Source organism: Rhizobium sp. BR 315 (genome assembly GCF_050577975.1).
Lineage (GTDB): Bacteria > Pseudomonadota > Alphaproteobacteria > Rhizobiales > Rhizobiaceae > Rhizobium > Rhizobium miluonense.
Window position 1 is genome coordinate 44703 of the sequence record NZ_JARWKZ010000009.1, and the last position, 24891, is coordinate 69593.

The 24891-nt window shown below is 58.9% G+C and carries 27 protein-coding genes; 7 read left to right on the top strand and 20 right to left on the bottom strand.

The features are described from left to right. Positions 1–5: 5 nt before the first annotated feature. From trpB to QD409_RS12160, 4 genes are all read right to left on the bottom strand, one after another. Entirely contained in the window at positions 6–1220 is a 1215-nt protein-coding gene (gene trpB, locus QD409_RS12145; protein WP_430762810.1) for a tryptophan synthase subunit beta, read from the bottom strand. Next, the gene (locus QD409_RS12150) at positions 1217–1891 is read right to left on the bottom strand and encodes a phosphoribosylanthranilate isomerase (RefSeq protein ID WP_430762811.1); all 675 of its coding nucleotides are present in this window, start codon (positions 1889–1891) and stop codon (positions 1217–1219) included. Before QD409_RS12150 ends, trpB begins: the two co-directional genes overlap by 4 nt. 143 nt (positions 1892–2034) lie before the next feature. After that, positions 2035–3036, bottom strand: a complete 1002-nt coding sequence (locus tag QD409_RS12155) for an NADP-dependent oxidoreductase (RefSeq protein WP_092846522.1) — start codon at positions 3034–3036, stop codon at positions 2035–2037. Positions 3037–3077: 41 nt separating this feature from the next. Next, the gene (locus tag QD409_RS12160; protein ID WP_092846520.1) at positions 3078–3893 is read right to left on the bottom strand and encodes an oxidoreductase; all 816 of its coding nucleotides are present in this window, start codon (positions 3891–3893) and stop codon (positions 3078–3080) included. 89 nt (positions 3894–3982) lie between these two features. Here QD409_RS12160 and QD409_RS12165 point away from each other — a divergent pair, with 89 nt between their 5' ends. Then, positions 3983–4414 (top strand): winged helix-turn-helix transcriptional regulator, encoded by a 432-nt coding sequence (locus tag QD409_RS12165; RefSeq protein ID WP_092846518.1) that lies wholly within the window; start codon positions 3983–3985, stop codon positions 4412–4414. Between the two features lie 153 nt (positions 4415–4567). Here the strand turns inward: QD409_RS12165 and QD409_RS12170 are convergent, their stop codons facing one another. The 6 genes from QD409_RS12170 to QD409_RS12195 form a co-directional block, all read right to left on the bottom strand. Then, on the bottom strand, positions 4568–5329 hold the full coding sequence (locus QD409_RS12170) for a M48 family metallopeptidase (protein WP_092846516.1): 762 nt from the start codon (positions 5327–5329) through the stop codon (positions 4568–4570). A gap of 100 nt (positions 5330–5429) precedes the next feature. Beyond that, positions 5430–5867, bottom strand: coding sequence for a DUF2852 domain-containing protein (locus tag QD409_RS12175; RefSeq protein WP_092846514.1), 438 nt, complete (start codon positions 5865–5867; stop codon positions 5430–5432). 325 nt (positions 5868–6192) lie between these two features. After that, the gene (gene phaZ / locus QD409_RS12180) at positions 6193–7470 is read right to left on the bottom strand and encodes a polyhydroxyalkanoate depolymerase (protein ID WP_430762812.1); all 1278 of its coding nucleotides are present in this window, start codon (positions 7468–7470) and stop codon (positions 6193–6195) included. Between the two features lie 300 nt (positions 7471–7770). After that, positions 7771–8613, bottom strand: a complete 843-nt coding sequence (locus QD409_RS12185; RefSeq protein WP_092846510.1) for a fumarylacetoacetate hydrolase family protein — start codon at positions 8611–8613, stop codon at positions 7771–7773. 132 nt (positions 8614–8745) lie between these two features. Beyond that, the gene (locus tag QD409_RS12190; protein WP_430762813.1) at positions 8746–10164 is read right to left on the bottom strand and encodes a pyridoxal phosphate-dependent decarboxylase family protein; all 1419 of its coding nucleotides are present in this window, start codon (positions 10162–10164) and stop codon (positions 8746–8748) included. A gap of 64 nt (positions 10165–10228) precedes the next feature. Continuing rightward, entirely contained in the window at positions 10229–11182 is a 954-nt protein-coding gene (locus tag QD409_RS12195) for a glutathione S-transferase family protein (RefSeq protein ID WP_430762814.1), read from the bottom strand. Positions 11183–11339: 157 nt separating this feature from the next. Between QD409_RS12195 and QD409_RS12200 the strand changes: the two genes are divergently transcribed. Both QD409_RS12200 and QD409_RS12205 read left to right on the top strand, forming a co-directional pair. Next, complete coding sequence (locus QD409_RS12200; protein WP_430762815.1) at positions 11340–11639, top strand: DUF2218 domain-containing protein; 300 nt, start codon at positions 11340–11342, stop codon at positions 11637–11639. 80 nt (positions 11640–11719) lie between these two features. Further along, positions 11720–12319, top strand: coding sequence for a nitroreductase family protein (locus QD409_RS12205; protein ID WP_430762816.1), 600 nt, complete (start codon positions 11720–11722; stop codon positions 12317–12319). 134 nt (positions 12320–12453) lie between these two features. Here QD409_RS12205 and gyrB read toward each other — a convergent pair whose 3' ends face one another. The 5 genes from gyrB to QD409_RS12230 all read right to left on the bottom strand — a co-directional run bounded on the left by gyrB (position 12454) and on the right by QD409_RS12230 (position 17802). Beyond that, the gene (gyrB, locus tag QD409_RS12210) at positions 12454–14889 is read right to left on the bottom strand and encodes a DNA topoisomerase (ATP-hydrolyzing) subunit B (protein ID WP_430762817.1); all 2436 of its coding nucleotides are present in this window, start codon (positions 14887–14889) and stop codon (positions 12454–12456) included. Positions 14890–15036: 147 nt separating this feature from the next. Then, positions 15037–15402, bottom strand: a complete 366-nt coding sequence (locus QD409_RS12215) for a helix-turn-helix domain-containing protein (protein WP_092846498.1) — start codon at positions 15400–15402, stop codon at positions 15037–15039. Next, positions 15399–15986 carry a Smr/MutS family protein gene (locus QD409_RS12220; RefSeq protein ID WP_430762818.1) on the bottom strand — a complete coding sequence of 196 codons (588 nt, stop codon included), beginning with the start codon at positions 15984–15986 and terminating at the stop codon, positions 15399–15401. Before QD409_RS12220 ends, QD409_RS12215 begins: the two co-directional genes overlap by 4 nt. Continuing rightward, positions 15986–17104 (bottom strand): murein transglycosylase A, encoded by a 1119-nt coding sequence (mltA, locus tag QD409_RS12225; RefSeq protein WP_430762819.1) that lies wholly within the window; start codon positions 17102–17104, stop codon positions 15986–15988. Before mltA ends, QD409_RS12220 begins: the two co-directional genes overlap by 1 nt. Further along, entirely contained in the window at positions 17101–17802 is a 702-nt protein-coding gene (locus QD409_RS12230; protein ID WP_430762820.1) for a Tim44/TimA family putative adaptor protein, read from the bottom strand. The genes mltA and QD409_RS12230 overlap by 4 nt, the downstream gene beginning before the upstream one ends. A gap of 146 nt (positions 17803–17948) precedes the next feature. Here QD409_RS12230 and QD409_RS12235 point away from each other — a divergent pair, with 146 nt between their 5' ends. Beyond that, positions 17949–18467: an FxsA family protein gene (locus QD409_RS12235; RefSeq protein WP_430762821.1), complete on the top strand. Its 519-nt coding sequence runs from the start codon at positions 17949–17951 to the stop codon at positions 18465–18467. A gap of 95 nt (positions 18468–18562) precedes the next feature. Continuing rightward, a complete protein-coding gene (secB, locus tag QD409_RS12240) occupies positions 18563–19045 on the top strand; it encodes a protein-export chaperone SecB (protein ID WP_004127443.1) in 483 nt (160 codons plus the stop codon). A gap of 80 nt (positions 19046–19125) precedes the next feature. On the opposite strand, the gene dnaQ is transcribed toward secB, so the two are convergent. From dnaQ to QD409_RS12265, 5 genes are read right to left on the bottom strand one after another with little or no spacing between them, the layout of a single operon-like run. Beyond that, positions 19126–19842 (bottom strand): DNA polymerase III subunit epsilon, encoded by a 717-nt coding sequence (gene dnaQ, locus QD409_RS12245; RefSeq protein WP_092846488.1) that lies wholly within the window; start codon positions 19840–19842, stop codon positions 19126–19128. Between the two features lie 16 nt (positions 19843–19858). Continuing rightward, positions 19859–20458, bottom strand: a complete 600-nt coding sequence (gene coaE / locus QD409_RS12250; protein ID WP_430762822.1) for a dephospho-CoA kinase — start codon at positions 20456–20458, stop codon at positions 19859–19861. Between the two features lies 1 nt (position 20459). Continuing rightward, a complete protein-coding gene (locus QD409_RS12255) occupies positions 20460–21317 on the bottom strand; it encodes a shikimate dehydrogenase (protein WP_430762823.1) in 858 nt (285 codons plus the stop codon). Continuing rightward, positions 21310–21909, bottom strand: a complete 600-nt coding sequence (locus QD409_RS12260; protein WP_430762824.1) for a Maf-like protein — start codon at positions 21907–21909, stop codon at positions 21310–21312. Before QD409_RS12260 ends, QD409_RS12255 begins: the two co-directional genes overlap by 8 nt. Positions 21910–21942: 33 nt before the next feature. Beyond that, a complete protein-coding gene (locus QD409_RS12265; protein WP_430762825.1) occupies positions 21943–22764 on the bottom strand; it encodes a pyruvate, water dikinase regulatory protein in 822 nt (273 codons plus the stop codon). A 401-nt stretch (positions 22765–23165) separates the two neighbouring features. Here QD409_RS12265 and hemE point away from each other — a divergent pair, with 401 nt between their 5' ends. Both hemE and hemJ read left to right on the top strand, forming a co-directional pair. Continuing rightward, complete coding sequence (gene hemE / locus QD409_RS12270) at positions 23166–24200, top strand: uroporphyrinogen decarboxylase (protein ID WP_430762826.1); 1035 nt, start codon at positions 23166–23168, stop codon at positions 24198–24200. A 5-nt stretch (positions 24201–24205) separates the two neighbouring features. Next, complete coding sequence (gene hemJ, locus QD409_RS12275) at positions 24206–24745, top strand: protoporphyrinogen oxidase HemJ (RefSeq protein ID WP_430762827.1); 540 nt, start codon at positions 24206–24208, stop codon at positions 24743–24745. Positions 24746–24891: the final 146 nt, after the last annotated feature.

Sequence of the window (24891 nt, forward strand, 5' to 3'; positions counted from 1 at the left end):
CTAACTCACATTCCCAGAATCTTGCCGACGGTGAAGATATCCTTGTCGCCGCGGCCGGATAGGTTCATCAGGATGATCTCGTCCTTGCCCATCTTCGGGGCGCGCTTGATCACTTCGGCGAGCGCATGGCTCGGCTCGAGCGCCGGAATGATGCCCTCGAGGCGCGTCAGCGTCTGGAAGGCTTCCAGCGCCTCATGGTCCATGATCGGAACATATTCGGCGCGGCCGATATCGTTTAGCCAGGAATGCTCCGGGCCGATGCCGGGATAATCGAGGCCAGCCGAGATCGAATGACCCTCTTTGATCTGCCCGTCGTCGTCCTGCAGCAGATAGGTGCGATTGCCATGCAGCACGCCGGGCGAGCCGGCGGTGATGGAAGCGCAATGCTCATCGCCCTGCAGGCCCTTGCCGCCGGCTTCCACGCCGACGATCTTGACGCTTGCGTCATCGAGGAAGGGATGGAAGATGCCGATCGCATTCGAACCGCCGCCGACGGCCGCGATGACGAGATCCGGCAGGCGGCCTTCGGCCTCCAGGATCTGCGCGCGGGCTTCGGTGCCGATCACGGCCTGGAAATCGCGGACCATTTCCGGATAGGGATGCGGGCCGGCAGCCGTGCCGATCAGGTAATAGGTATCGTCGACATTGGTGACCCAGTCGCGCAGCGCCTCGTTCATGGCGTCCTTCAGCGTGCCGCTGCCGGCCGTCACCGGAATGACCTCGGCGCCCAGCAGCTTCATGCGGAAGACGTTCGGCGCCTGGCGCTCGACATCGGTCGCGCCCATGTAGACGACGCAAGGCAGGCCGAAGCGGGCAGCAACAGTTGCGGAGGCAACGCCATGCTGGCCGGCGCCGGTTTCGGCGATGATGCGGGTCTTGCCCATGCGCTTGGCGAGCAGGATCTGGCCGATGCAATTGTTGATCTTGTGCGAGCCGGTGTGGTTCAGCTCTTCGCGCTTGAAATAAATCTTGGCGCCGCCAAGCTCGGCCGTCAGGCGCTCGGCGAAATAAAGCGGGCTCGGGCGGCCGATATAATGCGTGCCGAGCGACTTCAATTCCGCCTGGAAGGCCGGATCATCCTTCGCCTTGTTCCATTCCTCCTGAAGGTCCAGGATCAGCGGCATCAACGTTTCGGCAACGAAACGACCGCCATAAATGCCGAAACGACCGTCCTCATCAGGGCCGGCGCGGAAGGAATTGGGTTTAGGCGTCTGGTTCACTTTCTACTCCCTGCTGCCGGTTCCGGCAGGCATGCTTCTGCAAAAGCGTCAAAAAACTGGTCGATCTTGCCTAGATCCTTCACGCCCGGCGCGCTTTCGACGGCCGAGGAAAGATCGATGCCGGTGGCCTTGGTGGAGGCAAGCGCCAGCGCGACATTATCCTTGTTGACGCCGCCCGAGAGCATGTAGTCCACGCGATCGTCGAGCCAGCTCATCAGGCTCCAATCGAAGGATACGCCGTTTCCGCCCGGCAGCACAGAGCCGGCCGGCGGCTTGGCATCGAACAGGAAGCGGTCGGCAATGCCGATATAGGATTCCACCCGCCTCAGATCGTCGGCGTCGCGCACTGACATGGCCTTCATGACGGCGACGTTATGGATCGCTTTGATTGTCAGCACGCGTTCCGGGCTTTCATTGCCATGAAGCTGCAGCATATCCGGCTTCACCAGCGCCATGATCTCGTCGAGATCGTCATTGCTGGGATTGACCGTGACGGCAACGATCTTTGCCTTGCCGCGCGCGCGCTCCGCCAGCTGGCCGGCCAGATCGGGCTCGATATAGCGCGGGCTCTTTTCGAAGAAGATAAAGCCGATATGAGTGGCGCCGCGCTCAAGAGCACGATCCACCGCTTCCGGCGTCTTCAGACCACAAATTTTGACATCGGGGTTCATGGCAGCGGAGTGACACGAAATTTCGAAAGAGTCGAGCCTAAAGGCGACGTTGGCGGGATTTTTACATTGTCCGAATGCAACGGGCGGCATAGGTTTTTCGGCTTAAAGCGCACCTAATATCCGCTGAAGCAACAGCTCACCCCTTACTTCACCGCGATCACGACTTTGCCCTTGGCTCGACCGGTTTCCACGTAGACCAATGCCTCGTTGACATTCTCGAACGGAAAGACCCGATCTACGACGGGCCGCAGGGCTCCTGCTTCTATCAAAGACGCGATCTGCCCAAGCTGCTCTCCGTTCGCCGTCATGAAAAGGAACGAGTAGCCGACCCCATGACGCCTTGATTTCCTCCGGATGCCGGAGCTTAGCAGGCGCATGACCTGCTGAAGCAGCCAGCCTGAACCATTCTCCCTGGCAAACTCGGGATCCGGCGGACCGGAGATCGAGATGAGCTTTCCTCCTGGCTTCAACACTCGGAGTGATTTCTCCAACGTATCCTTGCCTAGGCTGTTCAGCACAACGTCGTAACCTTTCAAGACCTTCTCGAAATCGTCCTTCTTGTAGTCGACGACAACATCTGCTCCAAGGTTCTTGACGAGATCGACATTGGCTGTGCTCGTCGTCGTCGCCACATGCGCACCGATATACTTGGCGAGCTGGATGGCAATCGTCCCCACGCCGCCCGAGCCGGCATGGATCAGAACCTTCTGCCCCTTCTTCAAACCGCCTCGCTCGACAAGTACCTGCCAGGCCGTCAAGGCGACGAGTGGTAGCGATGCCGCCTCTTCCATCGTCAGATTTTTAGGCTTCATCGCCACATCAGCCTCGTTCATGGCGATGAACTCAGCAAACGCGCCGATGCGATCCTGGCCCGGACGGGCATAGACCTCGTCCCCCGGCTTGAAGTGCCGGACTTTGGATCCGACCCGGACGACGACACCCGCTACATCGTTGCCGAGAATCAGCGGCAGGCGGTACGGCAGGATGAGCTTGAACTCCCCGTCCCTGATCTTGGCATCCAAGAGGTTCACGCTGGCAGCGTGAACCTCTACCAACACGTCGTTATCCCGCAAGTCCGGCGCGGGACTTTCGCCGAGCCGCAGAGCACCACCTTTCGCATAGCGATCGATCAGAAATGCTTTCATGAGAACTAGCTTTCGTTTCTGAGATTGCGACAATCAGGGGCTCAGGCGGGAAGCCGATTGAATTTGCGAAGATTCTTGTCGACGAATGATTCGGGCAGAAAACGACGTATGAAGCGGACCTGGCCTGCCGCCCTTCCTGCCGTGTAACGTCTTTTCGGCGATGTCACGTTGGCCGCTTTGACGACCGTGGCGGCAACCACTTCCGGTGCGTCTCCCGTCTCGACGATCTCTCGCATCAGCTTTTCCGCATCGGCGCGAACGGTGTCGTAAACGGTAAGCGGCTGATCCGCGCGCGTAAGATTCTCTTCAAAAGAGGTGCGGGTGACACCAGGCTCGACCAGCACGACGCGAATGCCTTGCGTTCGCACCTCATGGTCGAGCGATTCCGAATAGCCCTCGATCGCGTGCTTGGTCGATGCGTAGAGGGCATTGAAGGGGGCTGGGATGAGTCCAAGAATGGAGCTCAGATTGATGATCCTGCCTTTTCGCTGGCGTCTCATCACAGGCAATACCGCATTCGTCAGACGCACGATGCCGAAGACATTCACGTCAAACAAAGCCTTTGCCTGCGCGGCGGAAGATTCCTCTGCACCACCGAGCAACCCGATCCCAGCATTGTTGACCAGAAGATCAACTCGCCCTGCGCGGATCAGAACATCATCAACCGCACTTTGCACGGATCCTTCGTCGGTGACGTCGCAGACCAGCATCACTACGCCATCGGAGGTGTCGGCCATCGGTTTCCGGCTGGTTCCGAACACCCGGTAACCGTCGCGGCTCAGTGCCTGTGCCGTCGCCAGCCCAATGCCGGAAGAAGCGCCCGTAACCAGGGCGACGCCGCGTTCTGTCTTGCTCATCTGTCACAGCTTTCATTCTGTCGTGGAACACCAATGGAAATTATGTTACTATCGTTTCGAAACTAAGTCACTATCAAAAAGATACTAACATGCAAAATCTTTCAGACCAGCCGTGCCTGATCGCCCGCAGCCTCGCGCTGGTGGGGGACGCATGGAGCATGCTGATCCTGCGGGACGCCCATGCCGGGCTCACCCGTTTCGATGAGTTCCGCAAGAGCCTCAGCATCGCTCCTACGATCCTGACTCGTCGGCTTGCCGCGCTCACGGAAGATGGACTGCTGGAGAGGCGGCGATATTCGGAGCGACCACCGCGAGAGGAATATGTGCTGACTGCAGCGGGCCGGGACTTCCTGCCTGTGCTTTTCGCGATTGGAGCGTGGGGGCGAAAGCACCGCAATACAGATGGCGTAACCCGGTTCTTCGACGCCGAGACCGGAACGGAGATCGATCCCGTCATGATCGATCGTGCAACGGGCGCTCCGATCGGCACACGGCGGATTCGCATCGCTGCACCCGAATGAGCCACATCACGCGAAATGTGCCGGAAGCCTTTATCTTAGGAGCAGAGCACAATCGGCTCAAAACTGTCGCCAGCTATCCGAACTGCGGAAATGACCGGCGATAACGGCGATGGAATAATGGAGTTTCAACGGCCTTCCATCGGCTCAAATTGCTCAATCAAAATCGATCGCGTGCAGCTGGCTCCCGTGGCGCTTCAGCCAGGCCTTGGCCTCGTCCATATCGGGGCAGAGCTTGCGGCAGAGCGCCCAGAAGCGCGGGCCGTGGTTCATTTCTCTTAGGTGCGCCACCTCATGGGCGGCGAGATAATCGATCACCAGCGGCGGCGCCATGACGATGCGCCAGGAGAAGCTCAGATTTCCTTGTGAAGAGCATGAACCCCAGCGGCTGCGGGTATCCTTCATGGTGATGGAAGAGACGGTGGCGCGGATTGTCCTGGCGTGCGCCGCCACGAGCTTTTCCAGATCGGCGCGGGCTTCCTTCTTCAGGAAGGTCGCAATGCGGCGACCGGCATGTTCCGGCAGGCCGCTGACGCGCAGCACTGGCAGCCCGTCCAAGGTCACCACTTCGGTCAGACCACGCAGGGTGCCGGTATGTTCGATCCGGTGGCGCATGCCGCGCAGAAGGATTTCGCTGCCACCACGCAGGCTGCTGTCTGTTGTAAACTTCGCCAGTTTGGTCAGAAGCCAGCCCTGGTGCCGGTCCAGGAAGGCATTGACCTCATGGGCGGCAAGACCGCGCGGAATGGTCATCTTCAGCGCCCGTCCGCCAGGTTCGATCCTAAGCGTGATCCGCGTCGCCTGCTCATGCTGGCGAATGGTCAACGGCATCAGTCGGCCAGCGATGTCCAAGGTGCGCGTTTCCGGCGCGGGTGGCTTGGCTGGAGGTCTGCGGGATCTGGACAGAAGCGGAAACATGGAGGCAGTTTTATACGATTCGGGCTGATATCTGGCAAAGAAAAACCGGCATCGTCCGATGCCGGTTTCGACTATATGACGCGGTTGCTCTCGCAGCCCATCACGGCGTCTGGAATTCGGTCGGCGAGCCGCCATTGTCATTGCGCTTGACGCTGTTGCGCTCGCGCATGAAACGGTCGAACTCCTCCTGGTCCTTGGCGCGGCGCAGCTCGCGGGCATAGGCGTCGAACTCGGCGCGCATTTCGTCCAGCTTGCGGCGTTCCTGCTCGAGGCGCTCAAGCTCTGCCCGGCGCCAGTCGTCGAAGGCGACGTTGCCGGTGGAGTAGGAATGGCGATAGCGATTACGATGGCGACCGCATCCGGCAAACATGCCGTCGGTCTTGTCGTTCACATCCCGTTTGAACTCCCGCAAACGTTCCCCGAAGAGAATATAGGCGAGCATGGCGAAGCCGAGGGGCCAGAAGACCACGAAGCCTAGTACCATCAGGGCAATAGTAGCCGGAGTCCAATCCGGGCGAAGCAATGCAGATTGGTTCATTGTCAGGTATCCTCGCACGGCGCACCGCCCTCCGACCGATACCGATCGACGGAAAGGTTTCTGCGCGGTTTTTAAAGCTCTACCTGCATCTCAGCGCGTTCCAAGGACGCGCGGCGCGGTAAACGGCCCGATCTCTGCGGTACCGCTGGAATCGAGATGGTAACCTCTTCGTGAGGCTTCAATGGCATCGCCGAGCGGAATCGGACAAGTGTTTGAATCCGCCCGGATAATTCAACAAAAGCTAATCTTTTGCGCTGCTAGGACGCCATTTGATTTTGCATGATCTCATCCAAAAACCGCTTCGCGCTTTTTGGGATCATGCTTATCAGGCTGATTTTCCACCCTTGATGACCCGCTTGACGACCGGTCGGCCGGTGCGGGCATGCTCGCGCGTGAAGGCCAGAATGCGCGGCGCGATCTCGCGGCGGAAGCGCGAGCCGTTGAAGACGCCGTAGTGACCGACATCCGGCTGCAGATAGTGCATGCGCATATGGTCGGGAATGTTGGTGCAGATGGTCTGCGCCGCATGCGTCTGGCCGACGCCGGAGATATCGTCGTTCTCGCCTTCGACAGTCAGAAGCGCGACGTTGCGGATGGCGGTGGGATCGACGCGCTGGCCGCGATGCATAAGCTCGCCCTTGGGCAGCGCGTGTTTGATGAACACCTGATCGACTGTCTGCAAATAGAATTCCGCCGTCAGATCCATGACGGCCAGATATTCGTCGTAGAAATCGCGGTGCTTCTCGGCCGGCTCACCGTCATTCTTGACGAGATGCACGAAGAAATCCTTGTGGGCGATCATATGGCGGTCGAGGTTCATCGACATGAAGCCGGAAAGCTGCAGGAAGCCGGGATAGACCGGGCGCATGAAGCCCGGCTGCGGCCAAGGCACGTTCATGACGACATTGTCGGCAAACCATTCCAGCGGCTTGTCCTTGGCGAGCTGGTTGACCGCGGTCGGATTGATGCGCGTGTCGATCGGCCCCCCCATCAGCGTCATCGACGAGGGCGCGAGACGATCGCCCGCCGCTTCCATGACGGCAGCGGCCGCCAGAACCGGCACCGACGGCTGACACACGGCGACGACATGCGTGTCCGGCCCGAGGTGATGCAGCATCTCGATGACGTAATCGATGTAATCTTCCAGATCGAAAGTACCGTCGGTCATCGGCACCATGCGGGCATCGATCCAGTCGGTGATGTAGACATCAGCACCCGGCAGAAGGGCTTCGACGGTGCCGCGCAGCAGCGTGGCATAGTGACCCGACATCGGCGCGACGATCAGGATGCGCGGATCCGTGCCGTGGCCGGCGGGCAGGCTGCGCTCGAAATGGATGAGATTGCAGAAGGGCTTCTTCCAGACGATCCTCTCATACACGGATACAGGCTTACCCTCGATCAGCGTCTCATTGAGCCCGAATTCCGGCTTGCCGTAGCGCCTTGTCGTGCGCTCGAAAACCTCGAGGCTTGCCGTCAACGTGCGGCCGAACACCGTGTGCGAGAGGGGATTAAGCGGATTGGCATAGGCCAGACGCATCATGTCGGCCGCGGCGCGAAAAGGAGCGAGAGCGGCGTGATTGAGTTCGTAAAACTGATAAAACATGGGTGGCTTTGCCTTTCGTGATGCGGGTACGCAACCTCGCAAATCACCTCGTCATTGAAATGCACGCGCCTCGCGTGTCGGTGCTTTCACTACAGCGCTCCTCCAGTCACGCCATGCAGACGGATGATCACGGCTCCTCGGGCGCGATCCTCATCCTTTAAGCTCTTATTATCCAACCTAGCAGCTTTTGCTGCAGAGCAACATAACCGCGGACAGTTCTTTCTGTAAAAAAATGCCGGAGAATCGCTTCTCCGGCATCAACATTGATCTCAAAAAGTTAAAGTTCCTGAGCCGTACATCTTATGCGTCGGCCAGGAAGGTCTGGCGCTGCGTGCCGAGGCCTTCCATGCCAAGCTCGACGACATCGCCCGGCTTCAAATACTGCGGCGGCTTCATGCCCATGCCGACGCCGGGAGGCGTGCCGGTGGAGATGACGTCGCCCGGATGCAGCGACATGAACTGGCTGAGATAGGAGACCAGGTAGGCAACGCCATAGACCATGGTCTTGGTCGAGCCGTTCTGCATCGTCTTGCCGTTGACCTTGAGCCACATGCCGAGATTCTGCGGATCGGCGATCTCGTCCTTGGTGACGAGCCAGGGGCCGATCGGGCCAAAGGTGTCGCAGGATTTGCCCTTGGTCCACTGTCCCGAACGCTCGGTCTGGAAGGCGCGCTCGGAGACGTCGTGGGAAACGCAGTAACCGGCGACATAGTCAAGCGCATCGGCTTCGCTGACATATTTCGCTTTTTTGCCGATGACGACGCCGAGCTCGACTTCCCAATCGGTCTTTTCCGATCCGCGCGGGATCAGCACATTGTCGTTCGGGCCGACGATGGCGGAACTTGCCTTCATGAAGATGATCGGCTCCGGCGGCACCGTAGCGCCGGTTTCGGCAGCATGGTCGGAGAAGTTCAGGCCGATGCAGATGAACTTGCCGGTGCCGGCAACGCAAGCGCCGAGGCGACTTTCCGCCAGTTCGGGCAAGCTCTTGGGATCGAGGGCCGCGATCTTTGCAAGACCTGCCGGCGAAATGGCCTCGCCGCCGATGTCGGCGACGTGGGCGGAGAGATCGCGGATCTTGCCGTCGCTATCGAGAAGCGCCGGCTTCTCCCTGCCGACTTCGCCAACACGCAACAATTTCATGGATTTTCCTTCCCTGCATTTTCAAAGATGAGATTGGCTTTACCATATATGAACGAATTATTCACCAGTGTCACCAATCGATTTCGAAGAGCATAACACGTCCCGCCTTGCGGCACCGGAACAACAGCTTTTCTAGGACGATGGCAACGATCTGGCGATTTCGACGATGACGTCGAAAGCCGTATCGATATCATCAGCCGTCGCCTCGAACTGACCAGCCTGGAAACGAATGACGAACCGACCGCCGACGCGGGTCTGTGTCAGGTAGATTCGACCGTCATTGTTGATCGCCGTGATCAGGCGCTGCGTATGCTCCTCCTGATCGACACCGGCGGGTGCCTTGTGATCGAAAGAGAACAGCGACAGGAACGGTTGCGTCACGATCTCAAAGTCTGGTTCGTCGGCAAGACGCTTAGCCAGATTCTGCGACCAGGCGACATGGTTGCGGATCATCGTCCGCAGTCCTTCCAGCCCGTGATAACGCAGGAGGAACCAGAGCTTCAGCGCACGGAAGCGGCGGCCGAGCGGCACGGACCATTCCGAATAGTTGATGATGCCGTCATGGCCATGAGTGCGCAGATATTCCGGCTGGATCGCGAGCGTCCGCACAAGCGCGTCCGGCTCGCGAACGAACTGGACAGAACAATCGAACTGAGCGCCAAGCCACTTATGCGGGTTGAAGACGACGGAATCGGCCCGCTCGACACCCTGCCAGAGCTCGCGGAATTCCGGGCAGATCATCGCCGAACCGGCCCAGGCGGCGTCCACATGCACGTAGAGCCCGTTTGCATGCGCGACATCGACAACCGCGGCAATGTCATCGCAAGCGCCGACACTGGTGCCGCCAACGCAGGCAATCACGCCGGCCGGCAGCAGCCCGGCTGCGCGGTCGCGCGCTATCGCGGCGGCAAGCGCCTGCGGGTCCATGGCGTTGCTGGGACCACCCGAGGGAATGCGCACCAGATTTTCGCCGCCGACACCGGCAATCCAGATGGCGCGATCAATCGAGGTGTGAACCTGATTGGTGGAATAGATGCGCACAGCCTTGTTGGCTGCAAGCCCACCGCTGTTGCCCTGCCAGTTCAGTGCTCTCTCGCGCATCACGAGAACGGCCGCAAGTGTTGCTGTCGACGCCGAATCCTGTATGACGCCGGTGAAGCTCTCCGGCAGGCCGAGGGCTTGGCGCAGCCAATCGACCACCTTGGTTTCCAATTCGGTGGCGGACGGTGATGTCTGCCAGAGCATGCACTGGGCGGCGATGGCGCTGACCAGATATTCGGCGATTACCGAGACCGGCGCCGCATTGGCAGGGAAATAGGCAAAGAAGCGCGGATGCTGCCAATGCGTCATCCCGGGAACAAGAATATCCTCGAAATCTTTGAAGATATCCTCCATGGCTTCGCCGGATTCCGGTGGAGAATCAGCGATATGCGCGGATATTTCTCCCGGTGCCATCTTCGCCCGTACCGGCCTGTCCCGAAGCGACGCGCGATAATCCACGCCCCAATTTGCCGCCTTCTCCGACCACTGCCGGAACTCTTCCCAATTCATGACGGTCCTCCCCGCTCTATCGAACGAGGCGGACCTTAGACCGGTTTTCGCATACGGTCGAGTATCAGAACAGCTCGTCGAGAGCGGGCCCGAGCGGCACGATACCGGTCGGATTGAGCGAAGTTATCGAGTAATAACCGCGCTTGATGTGATCGAAGCTGACTGTCTCTGCAATCCCCGGCCAATCAAGCATGCGATGGCAGAAGGACTGGAGATTGGCATAGTCGGAGAGGCGGCGAATATTGCATTTGAACAGGCCATGATAGGCGACATCGAAGCGGACGAGGGTGACGAACAGCCTGATATCGCTTTCGGTGGGCTGATTGGCAAAGAGGAAGTCCCTGCCCTCCAGCTCCGTCTCCACCCAATCGAGGCAGTTGAATACCTCGTTGAAAGCTTCTTCGTAGGCGATCTGAGTCGTGGCAAAGCCGGCACGATAGACACCGTTGTTGAGGGCGGGATAGATCCGGGCATTGAAACGATCGATATCTTCCCGTTTGCCCGCCGGATAGAGATCGATGTCATTGCGGGCGAGATCGCCGAAGCCATCATTCAGCATCCGCAGGATATCGGATGACTCGTTGTTGACGATCGTCCCGGTTTGCTTGTCCCAGAGCACCGGGACGGTGGCGCGGCCGGTGAAGGCCGGATCGGCCTTCGTATAAATCTCGTGCATATAGGTGACGCCATTGACGGCGTCATTCGTAGCGCCCGGATAATCACCAAAGCGCCAGCCCTGCTTGGATAGGACGGGCTCGACGATGGAAACGGAAATGGCCTCTTCCAGGCCCTTGAGCTTGCGCCCGATGAGAGTACGAGACGCCCAGGGGCAGATCAGCGCGACATAAAGGTGATAACGGCCGGCTTCCGCTTTGAAACCACCCTCGCCCGTTGAACCTGCCCGGCCATCGGGCGTCACCCAATTGCGAAAGCTCGACGTCTGGCGAACGAAGCCGCCCTTCTCATCCTTGGCCTGGACCGGCTGCCAATCTTCTGTCCATTTCCCGTTTAACAGCAAGCTTTCGTCTCCGCGCGCGTTTCTTCTTGCTCACAGCATAGCGTAACAGAATTTCACTGGAATAACGCAAACTTGAAACAGACTGTCTACCTGGCGCGTGCGGATACGGCTATGTATGAAAACCTGCAGCTTATGATCAAGTTCACTGGAGCATCCCATGGCGAAATCCGTTTCTACGGTCAGGACCGATCATGCCAGCCGCTATTTGCAGCAACTCTGCAAGCACTGGAGCCACAAATTTGAGGTGGAATTCAACGAAACTGCGGGCAAGGTGCCATTCCGCCCGGAGGCATCCCTTGGATTGGCAGCCGACGCCGCCAACCTGATCCTGACGTTGAATGTCGAGAAGTCCGAAGATCTTGAGCGCATGCAAAATGTCGTCGCCGATCATCTGAAGCGCTTCGCCTTCCGCGAAGAGCTCGACGTGGTCTGGACCGCCGACGCAAGCGCCGTATAGCTCTTACCCTTATATTATCGCGCCCACGATCTCATTTTCCGAGATCGGCAACCGGCTCCCTCTGACGAAAGAAGCCCCCAATGACATCAAGCAATAGCCGCGAATCCCAATATCCGATCGACAAGCTTTTTCTCGACCGCTGGTCACCCCGCGCCTATTCCAACGAGAGTATGCCGGAAGCCGATCTGTTGACCATCCTGGAAGCAGCGCATTGGGCACCATCCGCCTCGAACCTGCAGCCCTGGCGTTTCCTTTACGCTCTGCGCGGCTCGGAAAACTGGGACAAGTTCCTGAGCGTCCTGGTCGAGTTCAACCAAGGTTGGGTGAAGTCCGCATCCGCGCTGCTTTTCGTCATTTCCCGCACCCACAATGGCGAGCTTGGCTCGGCCGAACAGAAGCCCAGCTATAGCCATTCGTTCGATGCAGGCGCAGCCTGGGGCTTCCTTGCAGTCCAGGCACATCTAGCCGGCTACGAAGCGCATGGGATGACCGGCTTCCACGTTGAAAAGTCCTATGAAGTCCTCGGCATCCCTGACGGCTTCCGCGTCGAAGCGGCCGTTGCGATAGGCAAGGTCGGCGACAAGAACCAGCTTCCGGAAAAGCTGCGCGAGCGCGAAGTGCCAAGCCAGCGCAAGCCGCTTTCGGAACTCGCCTTTAACGGCACCTTCATCGCCAAGTAATTGGATATAAATAGAAAAGGCCCGCCTGGAGCATCCGGGCGGGCCTTTTTCTTTTTTGGCAATAGAACTTTTCTTGCTTCTTTACGCGTTCCGGACGGAAAACTGCTGCGCACTTTTCCTGGAAATGCTCCAGATCAGATGTCGAGATTGGCGACGTTCAGCGCATTGTCCTGAATGAACTCGCGCCGTGGCTCGACTTCGTCGCCCATCAACCGGGCGAACAAGCCATCGGCATCCGTCGCATCGTTAACCCTTACCTGCAGCAGCGTGCGGACATTCGGATCGAGCGTCGTTTCCCAGAGTTGCTCGGCATTCATTTCGCCGAGACCCTTGTAGCGCTGCATGGTCAGGCCCTTGCGGCCAGCGGTGAAGATCGTTTCCAACAGCTTGCGCGGCCCGGAAACCTCGGCTTCGCCATCACGGCGCACGAGCTTCGGCGGCACGACGTAGGTCTCCTTAAGGCGGACGCCGAGCTGGTCGATGAGGCGTGCATCCTGGGAGCCGATCAGCGCCATGTCGAGAAGGATGACTTCCTTGACGCCGCGGACCGTGCGCTCGAAACGCAGACCACCCTCACCCGTCACGACGCCGCTCCAGCCGCGCTCGGTTTCCTCGGCGATGAGGTCGAGCCGCTTGGCGACGTCATCCACCAGAACAGCCGCCCGCGCCTGATCGCTGACCAGCTCGGCATTGAGCGCGCCGGCGATCGCCGCCTGCTCGACGACATCGCGATTGTAGCGCGAATGCAGATTGTCGATCAGCGTACGCAGACGCAGAGCATCGGAAATAACCTCGCGCAGATCCTGTCCCGCGCGTACTTCACCGCTGCCAAGCCGGAGGCTGGCATCGTCGAGGCCTTGCGCGATCAGATATTCTTCCAGCGCCTTCTCGTCCTTCAGATATTGCACCGACTTGCCGCGCGCCACCTTATAAAGCGGTGGCTGGGCGATATAGAGATGGCCGCGTTCGATGAGGTCAGGCATCTGGCGGAAGAAGAAGGTGAGCAGCAGCGTACGGATATGGGCACCGTCGACGTCTGCATCCGTCATGATAATGATCTTGTGATAACGCAGCTTGTCGGCGTTAAACTCGTCCTTGCCGATGCCGGTGCCGAGCGCGGTGATCAGCGTGCCGATTTCCTGGCTCGACAGCATCTTGTCGAAGCGTGCACGCTCGACGTTTAGGATCTTGCCGCGCAGCGGCAGGATCGCCTGGTTTTCGCGTGAACGGCCCTGCTTGGCAGAGCCGCCTGCCGAGTCACCCTCGACGAGGAAGACTTCGGACTTGGCTGGATCGCGCTCGGAGCAATCGGCGAGCTTGCCCGGCAGCGATGCGATATCAAGCGCACCCTTGCGGCGGGTCAGTTCACGCGCCCTGCGGGCCGCCTCGCGAGCGGCTGCGGCCTCCACGACCTTGCCGACCAGCACCTTGGCTTCAGACGGATGTTCTTCGAGCCAGGTGCTGAGCGCTTCGTTGACGAGGCTTTCCACGACCGGGCGAACTTCGGAGGAAACCAGCTTGTCCTTGGTTTGCGAAGAGAACTTCGGGTCGGGAACCTTGACCGACAGCACGGCAGTCAGGCCTTCGCGGCAATCATCACCCGTCAGCGTTACCTTTTCCTTCTTGGTGATGCCGGATGACTCGCCGTAGGAGGTGATCTGGCGCGTCAGAGCCGCGCGGAAGCCGGCCATATGCGTGCCGCCGTCGCGCTGCGGGATATTGTTGGTGAAGCAGAGGACGTTTTCGTGGTAGCTGTCGTTCCACCACATCGCGACTTCGACCGTGATGCCGTCCTTCTCGCTGCGGATCGACACCGGCTTCTGAACCAGCGGCTTCTTGGCGCGATCGAGGTAGGCGACGAAGGCTTCCAGGCCGCCGTCATAGAGCATCTCTTCCTGCCTGACGTCGGAATGACGCTTATCGGTCAAAAGGATGCGGACGCCGGAATTCAGGAAGGCCAGTTCGCGCAGGCGATGTTCCAGCGTGCTGTAATCGAACTCCGTCATGGTGAATGTTTCGGAGCTCGGCATGAAGCTCACTTCCGTGCCGGTCGCATTGCCGGCATCGCCCGTTTGCTTCAGCGGCGCGTCGGCAACGCCATGGGTGAAGCTCATTTCATGGACATTGCCCTGGCGGCGGATCTTCAGCTTCAACCAGACGGACAGCGCGTTGACGACGGAAACGCCGACGCCATGCAGACCGCCGGAGACCTTATAGGAATTCTGGTCGAATTTGCCGCCGGCATGCAGCTGGGTCATGATGACCTCGGCGGCGGAAACGCCTTCGCCGGTGTGGATATCAGTCGGGATGCCGCGGCCGTTGTCGGTAACCGTGACCGAACCATCGGGATTAAGGGTAACCGTGACGATATCGGCATGACCGGCCAAAGCCTCGTCAATGGCGTTGTCGACAACTTCGTAGACCATATGATGCAGGCCGGAACCGTCATCCGTATCACCGATATACATGCCGGGACGCTTGCGCACGGCATCAAGGCCTTTGAGAACCTTGATGCTGTCTGCGCCATATTCGGCGCTACCGCCGTTTTCGGTTACGGATGTATCGGTCATTTATTGAAGTCTTTCCAGTGTTTAGAGAATCTCGCCGATCGCGGCCGAATCAGCGGTTTTTCTTTCCCTGAATATAGGATGTTTCACCCCGAACTTCCAAATGGAAGGCCCCGAAGTCAGGCATAAAGCAGGGGATTAAGGCGCTTTTCAGCCGGTTTTCCCGCCATTTTCGAGAACGCGATCTAGCTCTCGGATCGTTGCGGCGTCAAGGTTACGAATCTTGCCCGCCAAGCGGTTGACAAAGGCCGTGTATTCGGGCGCAAGCCCCGATGTATCGACGACGATGCGCGGATCGGAAAATCGTGCCAGCAGGAACAACTCCTCGGCCTCATCCCAGATAATGTTGAAATATCCGGCGATACGCTGCAGCAGATCGAAGGTCGGCGTGCCGCGCTTTCCGTGTTCTAAGGCGGATAAATAAGCCGGAGTCACATTCAGCGCGGCGGCCATCTGCTTCTGCGAGACGCCCTTGCGCAATCTCAGCTTTCGTACCGCTTCGCCGAAGGGGGTCATGGCTTCTCCCCCTTTGCGCGCGCGAGGCGAATATAGAGCGCGCCGTCGCCGCCATGGTGCTGAGCCGCAGTCTCGTAGGAGGAGATCAGGAAACGGAATTCCGGCTTGGAAAACCAGAGCGGTACGGCACGTTTAAGGGCGCCTTCGCTGCCCATGGAGCTGCCCTTGCCGGTAATGACCAGCACATGCCGAAGACCGCGACCATGCGCTCGCAGAAGGAAATCCAGAAGCATGCCGTGCGCCTCGCTCTGGATCAGACCATGGAGATCAATGCGCGCTTCCAGCGCCAGCCGACCCTTGGCGATCTTGCGCTTGACGGGACGTTCCAGCGGATGATGGCGGCCAGCGGGCTGCTTTGCGGGTGCCGAAGCTTCCTGCGCCTCCGAGGTTACGGGCGCTATCTTTGCCTTTGCGACGCGGACACTTTCCTCGTCTTCGGCTTCAGCCGCCAGCGCCGCTTCGAAAGCCTCGACATCCGCCATGCTGCGGCCTGGCATGGGGCGCGTGCTTTTGGCAACTTTGCCCCAGAGGATGCGGTCCTCCGTGCTGAGCTTACGCTCCTTGTCCTTTCGTTCCGGGGCCATCAGCCAAACCTTTGCGCTGCCGCCTTTGGAATGAGTATATAAAAATCGGCGTCGTTGCGCACGGTGCCGGCAAGCTCCCCGGCATCATAGCCCGAACCGGTAAAGATATCGCCGCGCGCCGGTCCGACGATCGCCGAGCCGGTGTCGAGCGCCAGCATCAGCCGGGCGAACGGCTTGCCGTCATCGAGATGCTTCAGGCTTTCCGAGCGGATGAAGAATGGGAAACCGAAGGTATGGATCAGCCGGTCGACCGCCAGCGAACGACCGGCAACCAAGGGCACCTTGGCGGCCGCGATCGGGCCGAGGGTCTCATCGCTAACATCGGCCTTGCGGAAGAAAATATAGGACCGATTGTGCGCGAGGACTTCATCGACCTGCTCCGGATGGGCATAAAGCCAGTCGCGGATCGTTTGCATGGAGATCGTTGCGCGGTCGAGCAAGCCACGGTCGATCAGCAAACGGCCCACCGCCGAGAAGGAATGCCCGGCCTTGGCAGCATAGGTGATGCGACCAAGCTGCCCATCCGGATAGCGCAGACGGGCAGCACCCTGCACATGCACGAAGAAGACATCGACCTTGGATTTCGCCCAGGCAATTTCCAGGTCCTTGCCTTCAAGGTAACCGCGATCGATCTCGCCACGGTCCGGATAGGCTGAAATCGCTCCGTCGCAGAAGCGTCCGAACATATAGGACGGATCGAGATCCAACGGCCGGTTGCTATCGTCGAGATCGATCAGATCGTCCGGCCGGCGATAGAATGGATAGCGGTAGGTTTCATCCCGCATGGCCGAGACTTCGATCTCCGGCTCGAAGAATGCCGTCACGAAACCATTTCCGCCATCGCCGCGACGGATGAAGAAAGGCTGGCAGTGTTCTTCGAAGAAGGCGCGGGCCTCGGCCGCATCTTGCGGCTCGCTTCCTTCCGCCTCATCAAGCAGCGTCAGGAGATCCTCGGCCGTCAGCCCGGCTGTGCCGGTACGATAGGGCTTCACATTGCGGATATGGGTCCGACAGTTCCTCATAGCGCGAAAAAGGCTAGAAGGATCGTCGTCCTTCCAGCCCTTCAGATCGGCGAAGGTTGCCGGCTCCAGCCTGAATTCCTGCGATGGGCTCGTCATTGTTCGGATTCGGTCGCCACAAGTTTCCAGTTCGGATCGCGGGAACGCGTATCGCGGGCAAAGGTCCAGAGATCGCTGATCTCCGCCACAGCTTCGGCATCGCCATCGATGAGTGCGCCGGCCTTGTCATAGGTGGCCGAGATCATCTGGCTGACGATGCGCATGGTGACGAAAGCTTCGGTCCCTTTCACCTCGGCAGTGACGATATCTGCCTTGTCGATGCCGACGAAGGTCGACTTGACCTTCTCTCCCTTGCCTTCGCGATCGGCGATGGCTGCGTCGAAGCCTTCATAAACTTCGCGGGACAAAAGCCCCTTCAAAGATTTGCGGTCGCCGTCGGCAAAGGCAATGACGATCATCTCGTAGGCCATGCGAGCGCCATTGACGAATTCCTTCGGGTTGAAGGAAGGATCGGCCTTGCTGACTTCTCGCAGCGAATTATTCAGCTGAGTGCCAGCCGGCGTGAAGGCGTCCACGGCTGCAAAACGATCTTCCTCTTCGGTCGCATCGCGGCGCGGCAAGGTCACCACCTTGCCCGCATCCGGCGGCGTCGGGCCGCTTGCCGGATCAGCGGAGCCATAGAGATCGCGCGGCGGCTTCTCGTTTCCCGTGCGGCGACCAAGGACACTGCGCAACTGAAAGAAGATCAGCACCGCCGCCACCAGGAAAAAGATCGTCACAAAGTCGTTTGCACCCATCTCGTATTGGAACCACCGTTAAAATTAAAGTTTCAATCCCCATATAGTCCGCATCGATCTATCATTCAAATAGCGGACCAGTTTCTTTATTATATGCGAGAAACCAACGCTTACGCGAAGAAACCCGCTTTCAGGACCACCGTAACATGCGCCTATCACTTCTTCCTATCTTCGTTTTCCTGATGCCTCTGGCTGAAATTGCCGGATTCATCATCGTCGGAAAGATGATCGGCGTCTGGGCGACACTGGGGCTCGTCATCCTCAGCGTACTGCTCGGTGCCGTTCTGCTAAGAATTCAGGGTATCGGCATCCTGCAGCGCATCTCGGCCGAAAGCCGCAATGGCGGCGACCCCGGCCGCGAGATGGTGCATGGCGCCATGATCGTCGTCGCCGCTTTCTTCCTGATGCTGCCCGGTTTCATCTCCGATCTCATCGGCCTCTTGCTTTTCATTCCGGCCGTACGCGATCTTGCCTGGACGATGCTGCGTAAACGCATCATTATCGTCGGCAATTCCCGCGCCTTTCGACGCGGACAGTATCCCGGCGCCGGCCCGCAGGGGCGACCGCAAAAGCCTGGAACGGTGGTCGATCTCGACGAAAGCGATTTCCATCGCGAGCCAAACCGCAAGTCGCCCTGGTCGGATCAGAAGCGGCTCGAGGACTAGGGCTGCAGCCTCAAGGCGGCAGGGGCATAAGGGTTGTGCGCCCCTATTCGAAATGCTAGATGGCGACACCCATCGAGACGTGAGAGGACACCCCCATGGCCAACGAGAACAGCGGAAACGGTGCAGCCAGCCCGAGCCTTAGCATCCTTGCTCAGTACACCAAGGATCTTTCCTTCGAAAATCCGGGTGCTCCGCGCTCGCTTCAGGCCAGGGAAAATGCTCCGGACATCAACATCAATGTCAACGTCAACGCCAACCCGTTGTCGGACGAGGATTTCGACGTCGTTCTGACGCTGAACGCCGAAGCCAAGGACGGCGAGCGCGTTCTCTTCCACACCGAGCTGGTTTATGGCGGCGTCTTCCGTGTTACCGGCTTCCCCCAGGAACACATGCTGCCGCTGCTCTTCATCGAGTGCCCGCGCTTGCTGTTCCCCTTCGCCCGTCAGATCATTGCCGACGTCACCCGCAATGGTGGCTTCCCGCCGCTGATGATCGACCCGATCGATTTCGCGCAGATGTTCACGCAGCGTATGGCCGAAGAACAGGCCCGCGCCCAGGTCTCGGCCGTTCCGAACTAAGTCTGAATTTTTCCACCCTGGAAACGAAAATGCCCGGATCACAGTCCGGGCATTTTCTTTTATGCGCTTAGGAAAGCACCCTATTCGGACACGCTATATTTGGACCAGATTCCCTTCGCGCCGAGCTTGGCGACCAGCGCCGAATGGGCGGCGAGTTCTTCATCGCTCAACCGACTAGGCAGCTGATTGGGCCGCGCAAGAACATCGGCAACGACATCCGCCGCTTCATCGCTTTGGCGCGAACGCGCCGACGAACCGTTGGCGCTGCCAAGACCAAGCGCGGTCTGACGGCCGCCGATCATCTCGATATAGACTTCGGCCAGTAGTTCGGAGTCGAGCAACGCTCCGTGCTTGGTGCGATGCGAATTGTCGATGCCGTAGCGGCGGCAGAGCGCATCCAGCGAATTCGGACCCATGGGGTGCTTGCGCCGGGCCATCGCCAGCGTGTCGATCACCATATCCGGCAGGATCGGCGGCCGGCCGAGCCTTGCGAACTCCGCATTGACGAAGCCCATATCGAAGGTGGCGTTGTGCGCGATCCATTTGGCATCGCCGAAGAATTCGAGAATTTGATCCGCAACAGTTTCGAAGGGCGGTTTGTCCTTCAGCGATTCATCGGTAATACCGTGGACGGCTAGCGCATCCGGATGGACCTTTCGGTCGCCGGGATTGATGAAGAGATGCAGTGTCTTGCCGGTCGGGAAATGGTTGATGAGCTCGATGCCGCCGATTTCGATGATACGGTCCGCCCTGTTGTCGAGGCCTGTGGTTTCCGTATCGAAAATGATTTCGCGCATGTAGTGCTCCGCCTTCCTATTTCTTGCTCTGCTGCTTGCGTCGCAGATCCGCGATGATCTCTCTCACCTGTTCGCCAGCCGCCTCGATGCTTCCACCCGTATCGATGATGTAATCGGCACGCGCCCGCTTTTCGGCATCCGGCGTCTGGCGGGAGAGAATCATATTGAATTTTTCCTCCGTCATGCCCGGCCGGGCAAGCACTCTTTCTCTTTGAATCTGTGGATCGCAGCTGACGACAACGATCTTGTCCAGCCTCGTTTCCGCACCGGTTTCAAACAGCAGCGGAATATCGAGCACGATCATATCAGCGCCGGCCTGCCGGTGACGTTCGAGAAACTGGTGTTCGCGTTCGCGCACAAGCGGATGAACGATGGCTTCGAGCCGCTTGAAACCGGAGGGATCGCTCGTAAGCTTTCGGCTGAGCTCCTGCCGGTCGACCTTGCCGTCGCTGGTAGAGCCGGGAAAAGCTGCCTCGACCAGCGGAACCGCTTCGCCGCTATAGAGATCATGGACGACGGCATCGGAATCATTCACGGGGATCCCAGCCTCGGCGAAAAGTTTCGCCGAGGTCGACTTTCCCATGCCGATCGATCCTGTCAGCCCGATCCTGATCATATCAGTGCTTTTCCATGTCGGCGATGATCAAAGCTCTCAAGGTTTCATCGACCACTGGGCGCCGTCCGAACCATTTTTCGAACCCCGGCACAGCCTGATGCAGCAGCATGCCAAGACCATCGACGATGGCAAAGCCCTGCTCCTCGGCCTGAGCCAGAAGCGGCGTTTTCAGCGGCACATATACAATGTCGGTAACGACGGCTCCTTGCACAAGAGGCGAGAAGTCGATCCGGGGTGCCGCTTCGCCATCCATGCCGAGCGACGTCGTATTGATAAATAGGCCGACGCCTTGCATGACCTCGCCGAGCGCTGCCATCGGATGGGCATGAACGCGTTCGCCAAAACGATCGGCCAATTCCTGCGCCCGCTCCACCGTGCGATTGACCACATGGATTTCCTTGAAGCCGCGGTCGCGAACCGCCTGGATAATGGCGCGACTGGCGCCGCCTGCTCCGAGGATCAGAGCGCGATCACCGCGATCCCAGCCGGGATGGCGCTCGTCGAGGTTCGCCGTGAAACCGCGGCCGTCGGTATTGGTCGCGTGAAGGACCCCGTCCTGAAGCCATAGCGTGTTGGAAGCGCCAAGCTCTTCCGAAAGGGCATCCGGCCGATCCGCCAGTTTGAACGCCGCTTCCTTATGAGGGATGGTGACATTGCCGCCAACGAAGCCGCTGGTGCCATCTTTCAGCGAGGCAATGAAAGAAGGAAACTCCGCCACAGGAACTTCATGGGCGCGATAACTGCCGGCTAAATCGAGCTGCCGCAGCCAGTAGCCGTGGATCAAAGGCGAGCGGGAATGCTTGACCGGGTAGCCCGTGACAAACGCTTTCGGCCCTTGTGTTTCACGTGAATCATCCATCGATCGCTCCCAACTCGCGCAGTTTTTCAAGAAGCGGCACCATCGGCAATCCGACGATCGTGAAATAGTCGCCGTCGATCTTGGAGAAGAGCTGGATACCCTCCCCCTCGAGTTGATACGCGCCGACACTCGACAATGCCTTCTCGCCGACGCGGCTGAGATGCCGATGAATGAAATCGGTCGACAGCGCGCGCATCGTCAGATTGGCGTGTGACATATGCTCCCAGATGATATCGCCGTTGCGCGCCAGGGCGATAGCGCTATTCAAACGGTGGGTCTGCGCCGACAAGATCTTCAAATGATTTTCGGCGTCGGCGATGGTCTTCGGCTTGTGGAAGACCTTGCTGCCGAGTGACATGGTTTGATCCGAGCCGATGATCAGCGAGCCCGGAAAGCGATCGCTCACCTCTTTGGCCTTTGCCTTGGCCAGCACCAGCGCTACTGCATCGGGGCTGGCGCCATTGTGCTCCAGCGGCGCCTCAATGGCACGCTCGTCAATATTGGCGGCGATGGCCTGGAAATGCAGTCCTGCATTCTCCATCAGCATGCGGCGAAACGGGCTGGACGACGCAAGGATAAGGGGCAAGGTCATGACATCTGCCTCTGAGATTATGATGTGCAGCGCTTAACGCAGCTTGGGGCGCAGGGCAACAATGGCCGCGGCAGTCTCTTCGATCGAACGGCGTGTGACGTCGATGATCGGCCAATTGTGCCGCGCGCAAAGCGAGCGGGCATATTTCAGCTCTTCGGAGATGGCGGCACGATCGGTGTAGTCGCCACGATCAAAGCCGGGCGTCGCGCCGAGGATACGGTTTTCGCGCACCTGAGAAATGCGATCGGTCGTTGCCACCAGTCCGACGATCAACGGTTTCGTCGCCCTGGCCAGGCTTTCCGGCAGAGGCACGCCATGAACGATCGGAATATTGGCCGTCTTGATGCCGCGATTGGCGAGATAGATGCTGGTCGGCGTTTTCGAGGTACGGCTAATACCGATGATGACGACATCGGCATCATCGTAATCGTCGGGCATCTGCCCGTCATCGTGATCCATGGTGAAGTTCAGCGCTTCGATGCGGGCAAAATAGTCCGCATTCATCACATGCTGTGCACCCACCCGGCGGCGCGAGGCTGTACCAAGGTAAGTCTGAAAAACATTCATGACCGGTTCGAGCACATTCACGCAGGGCACGCCCATATCCCGGCAACGCTCGGCAATGAAATCTGCTAACTCGCGATCGACGATCGTATAGAGGACGATGCCCGGGCTGTGATCGATCGCCTCCAGAACGGGCAGCAGCTGCTTGCGGTTCCGAATCAGTGGATAGACGTGCTCGATCGGCTGTGTGGCGTGGAATTGCACGGAAGCAGCCCGGCCGGCGGAGATGAGAGTCTCTCCTGTTGAGTCAGAAATCAGGTGCAGATGAAAGAAGCTCGTTCGGTTTTCCACGCTACTTTCCATCGCCTGTTGATATCTCGGGAGAAAAGAGAGGTACGAGAACCGGCCTATCCAGGGCAAGTGGAAAACCGCCGAGTTTTCCACATTTGGAATTTTCGCGAGACGGCTTTCGCGGTGGCTGTGGGCAATGTGGACAAATTGAACTGAGGCTGAGAGCTCCCCAGCTTATCCCCAGGCGGGGTCAAAGCGAAGCCTTCGACAAGCCGTTCAAAAGATTGAAAGATCCTGTTCTCTTTCCACATTTCCCATCGACGACACCGATTTGTTTGCTCGTTTGCCGTTCAGCCGCGACAAATTGGACAGGTACTGGATGAACTTTAATCCTTGATAGTCACCGACTCTAAGAAATAGAAACCTTAGATATATGTTTGATTTTATATAGGACGACGTCTTTGACCGATGAACGCCGGAAGATCATGCGGGTGCTGAGCGGAGAAACGCTTTCCCCTCCCCCTCTCTGGCTGATGCGCCAGGCTGGTCGCTATCTGCCGGAGTACCGCGAGACACGCGCCAAGGCCGGAAGTTTTCTCGATCTCTGTTATACGCCCGACCATGCGGTGGAAGTGACATTGCAGCCGATCAGACGCTATGGCTTCGATGCGGCTATTCTCTTTTCGGATATTCTCGTCATCCCCGATGCATTGAAGCGCAATGTTCGTTTCACCGAGGGACACGGGCCGGAGATGGATCCGATCGACGAGGCTGGAATTCTGGCCCTGAAGCCGGATGGGGTGATTGCGCACCTTGCGCCCGTCATGGAGACGGTTCGGCGGTTGCGGCAGGGCTTGCCCCTGGAGACGACGCTGCTCGGCTTCTGCGGCGCGCCCTGGACCGTTGCGACCTATATGATTGCCGGACACGGCACGCCTGACCAGGCTCCTGCCCGTCTGTTTGCCTATCGCCACCCCAAGGCGTTCGATCATCTCCTGATGCTGCTTGCCGATATATCCGCCGATTATCTCGTGGCGCAGATCGATGCCGGCGCCGACGCCGTACAGATTTTCGATTCCTGGGCCGGTGTGCTCGGTGAGAAGGAATTCGAGGCCTATGCCGTCAGGCCGGTCGCGCGAATGATTGCTTCCGTAAAAGCACAGCGACCGCACGCGCGGATCATCGCCTTCGCCAAGGGCGCTGGATACCAGCTGAAAACCTATCGGCAGAAGACAGGTGTGGACGCAATCGGTCTCGACTGGTCGGTACCACTGGCATTCGCGCGGGACCTGCAGCAGGAAGGCCCTGTGCAGGGCAATCTCGATCCGATGCGCGTCGTTGCCGGCGGCAAGGCGCTGGAGGACGGTATCGACGACATCCTGCAGCAGCTCGGTAACGGCCCACTGATTTTCAATCTTGGGCACGGGATAACGCCGCAGGCAGATCCGGCCAATGTTGCTGCGCTCGTCGAACGCGTGCGCGGATGGAGAGGCTGACGACGATGGAGAAGCAGACCGATACGGCCCCCGGCCAGAGGGCCGGACGACGGGCCTATTTTATGATCCTGGCTTTTGCTGTGCTGGCGATAGGATTGTTCGCCTGGCATCCGGTCGATCTCTATCTCTGGATCAAGGCGCTTCATATCATCGCCGTCATCTCATGGATGGCCGGAATGTTCTATCTGCCGCGGCTTTTTGTCTATCACACCGACGCCGAGCCGGGTTCGCAGCAATCGGAAACCTTCAAGGTGATGGAGCAACGTCTTCTGCGCTATATCATCAACCCGGCGATGATCCTGACTTGGATTTTTGGGCTCTATCTCGCCTGGTCGGTCTATGATTTCCAGGGCGGCTGGCTGCATGCGAAGATCGGGCTCGTTGTGCTTCTGTCCGCTGTTCACGGCCATTTCAGCAGCGCCGTGCGCGCCTTTGCCCGAGACCAGAACAAGCATTCGGCACGCTATTGGCGAATGATGAACGAGGCGCCAACACTTCTGATGATCGTGATCGTCATCCTGGTGGTGGTGAAGCCGTTTGCGTAAGATCGGGCCATTTTTGGTAGGGACGTTAAATTTCCTTCATTTTGCATGCCCCCCTTGCGGTTCGGAAAGTGAGTCGCTATTTTCCCGCCATCTTCTCTTCGTGGCATGTATCCATTCTGTCGCCCGCGAGCGCCCCCTATCGCGGT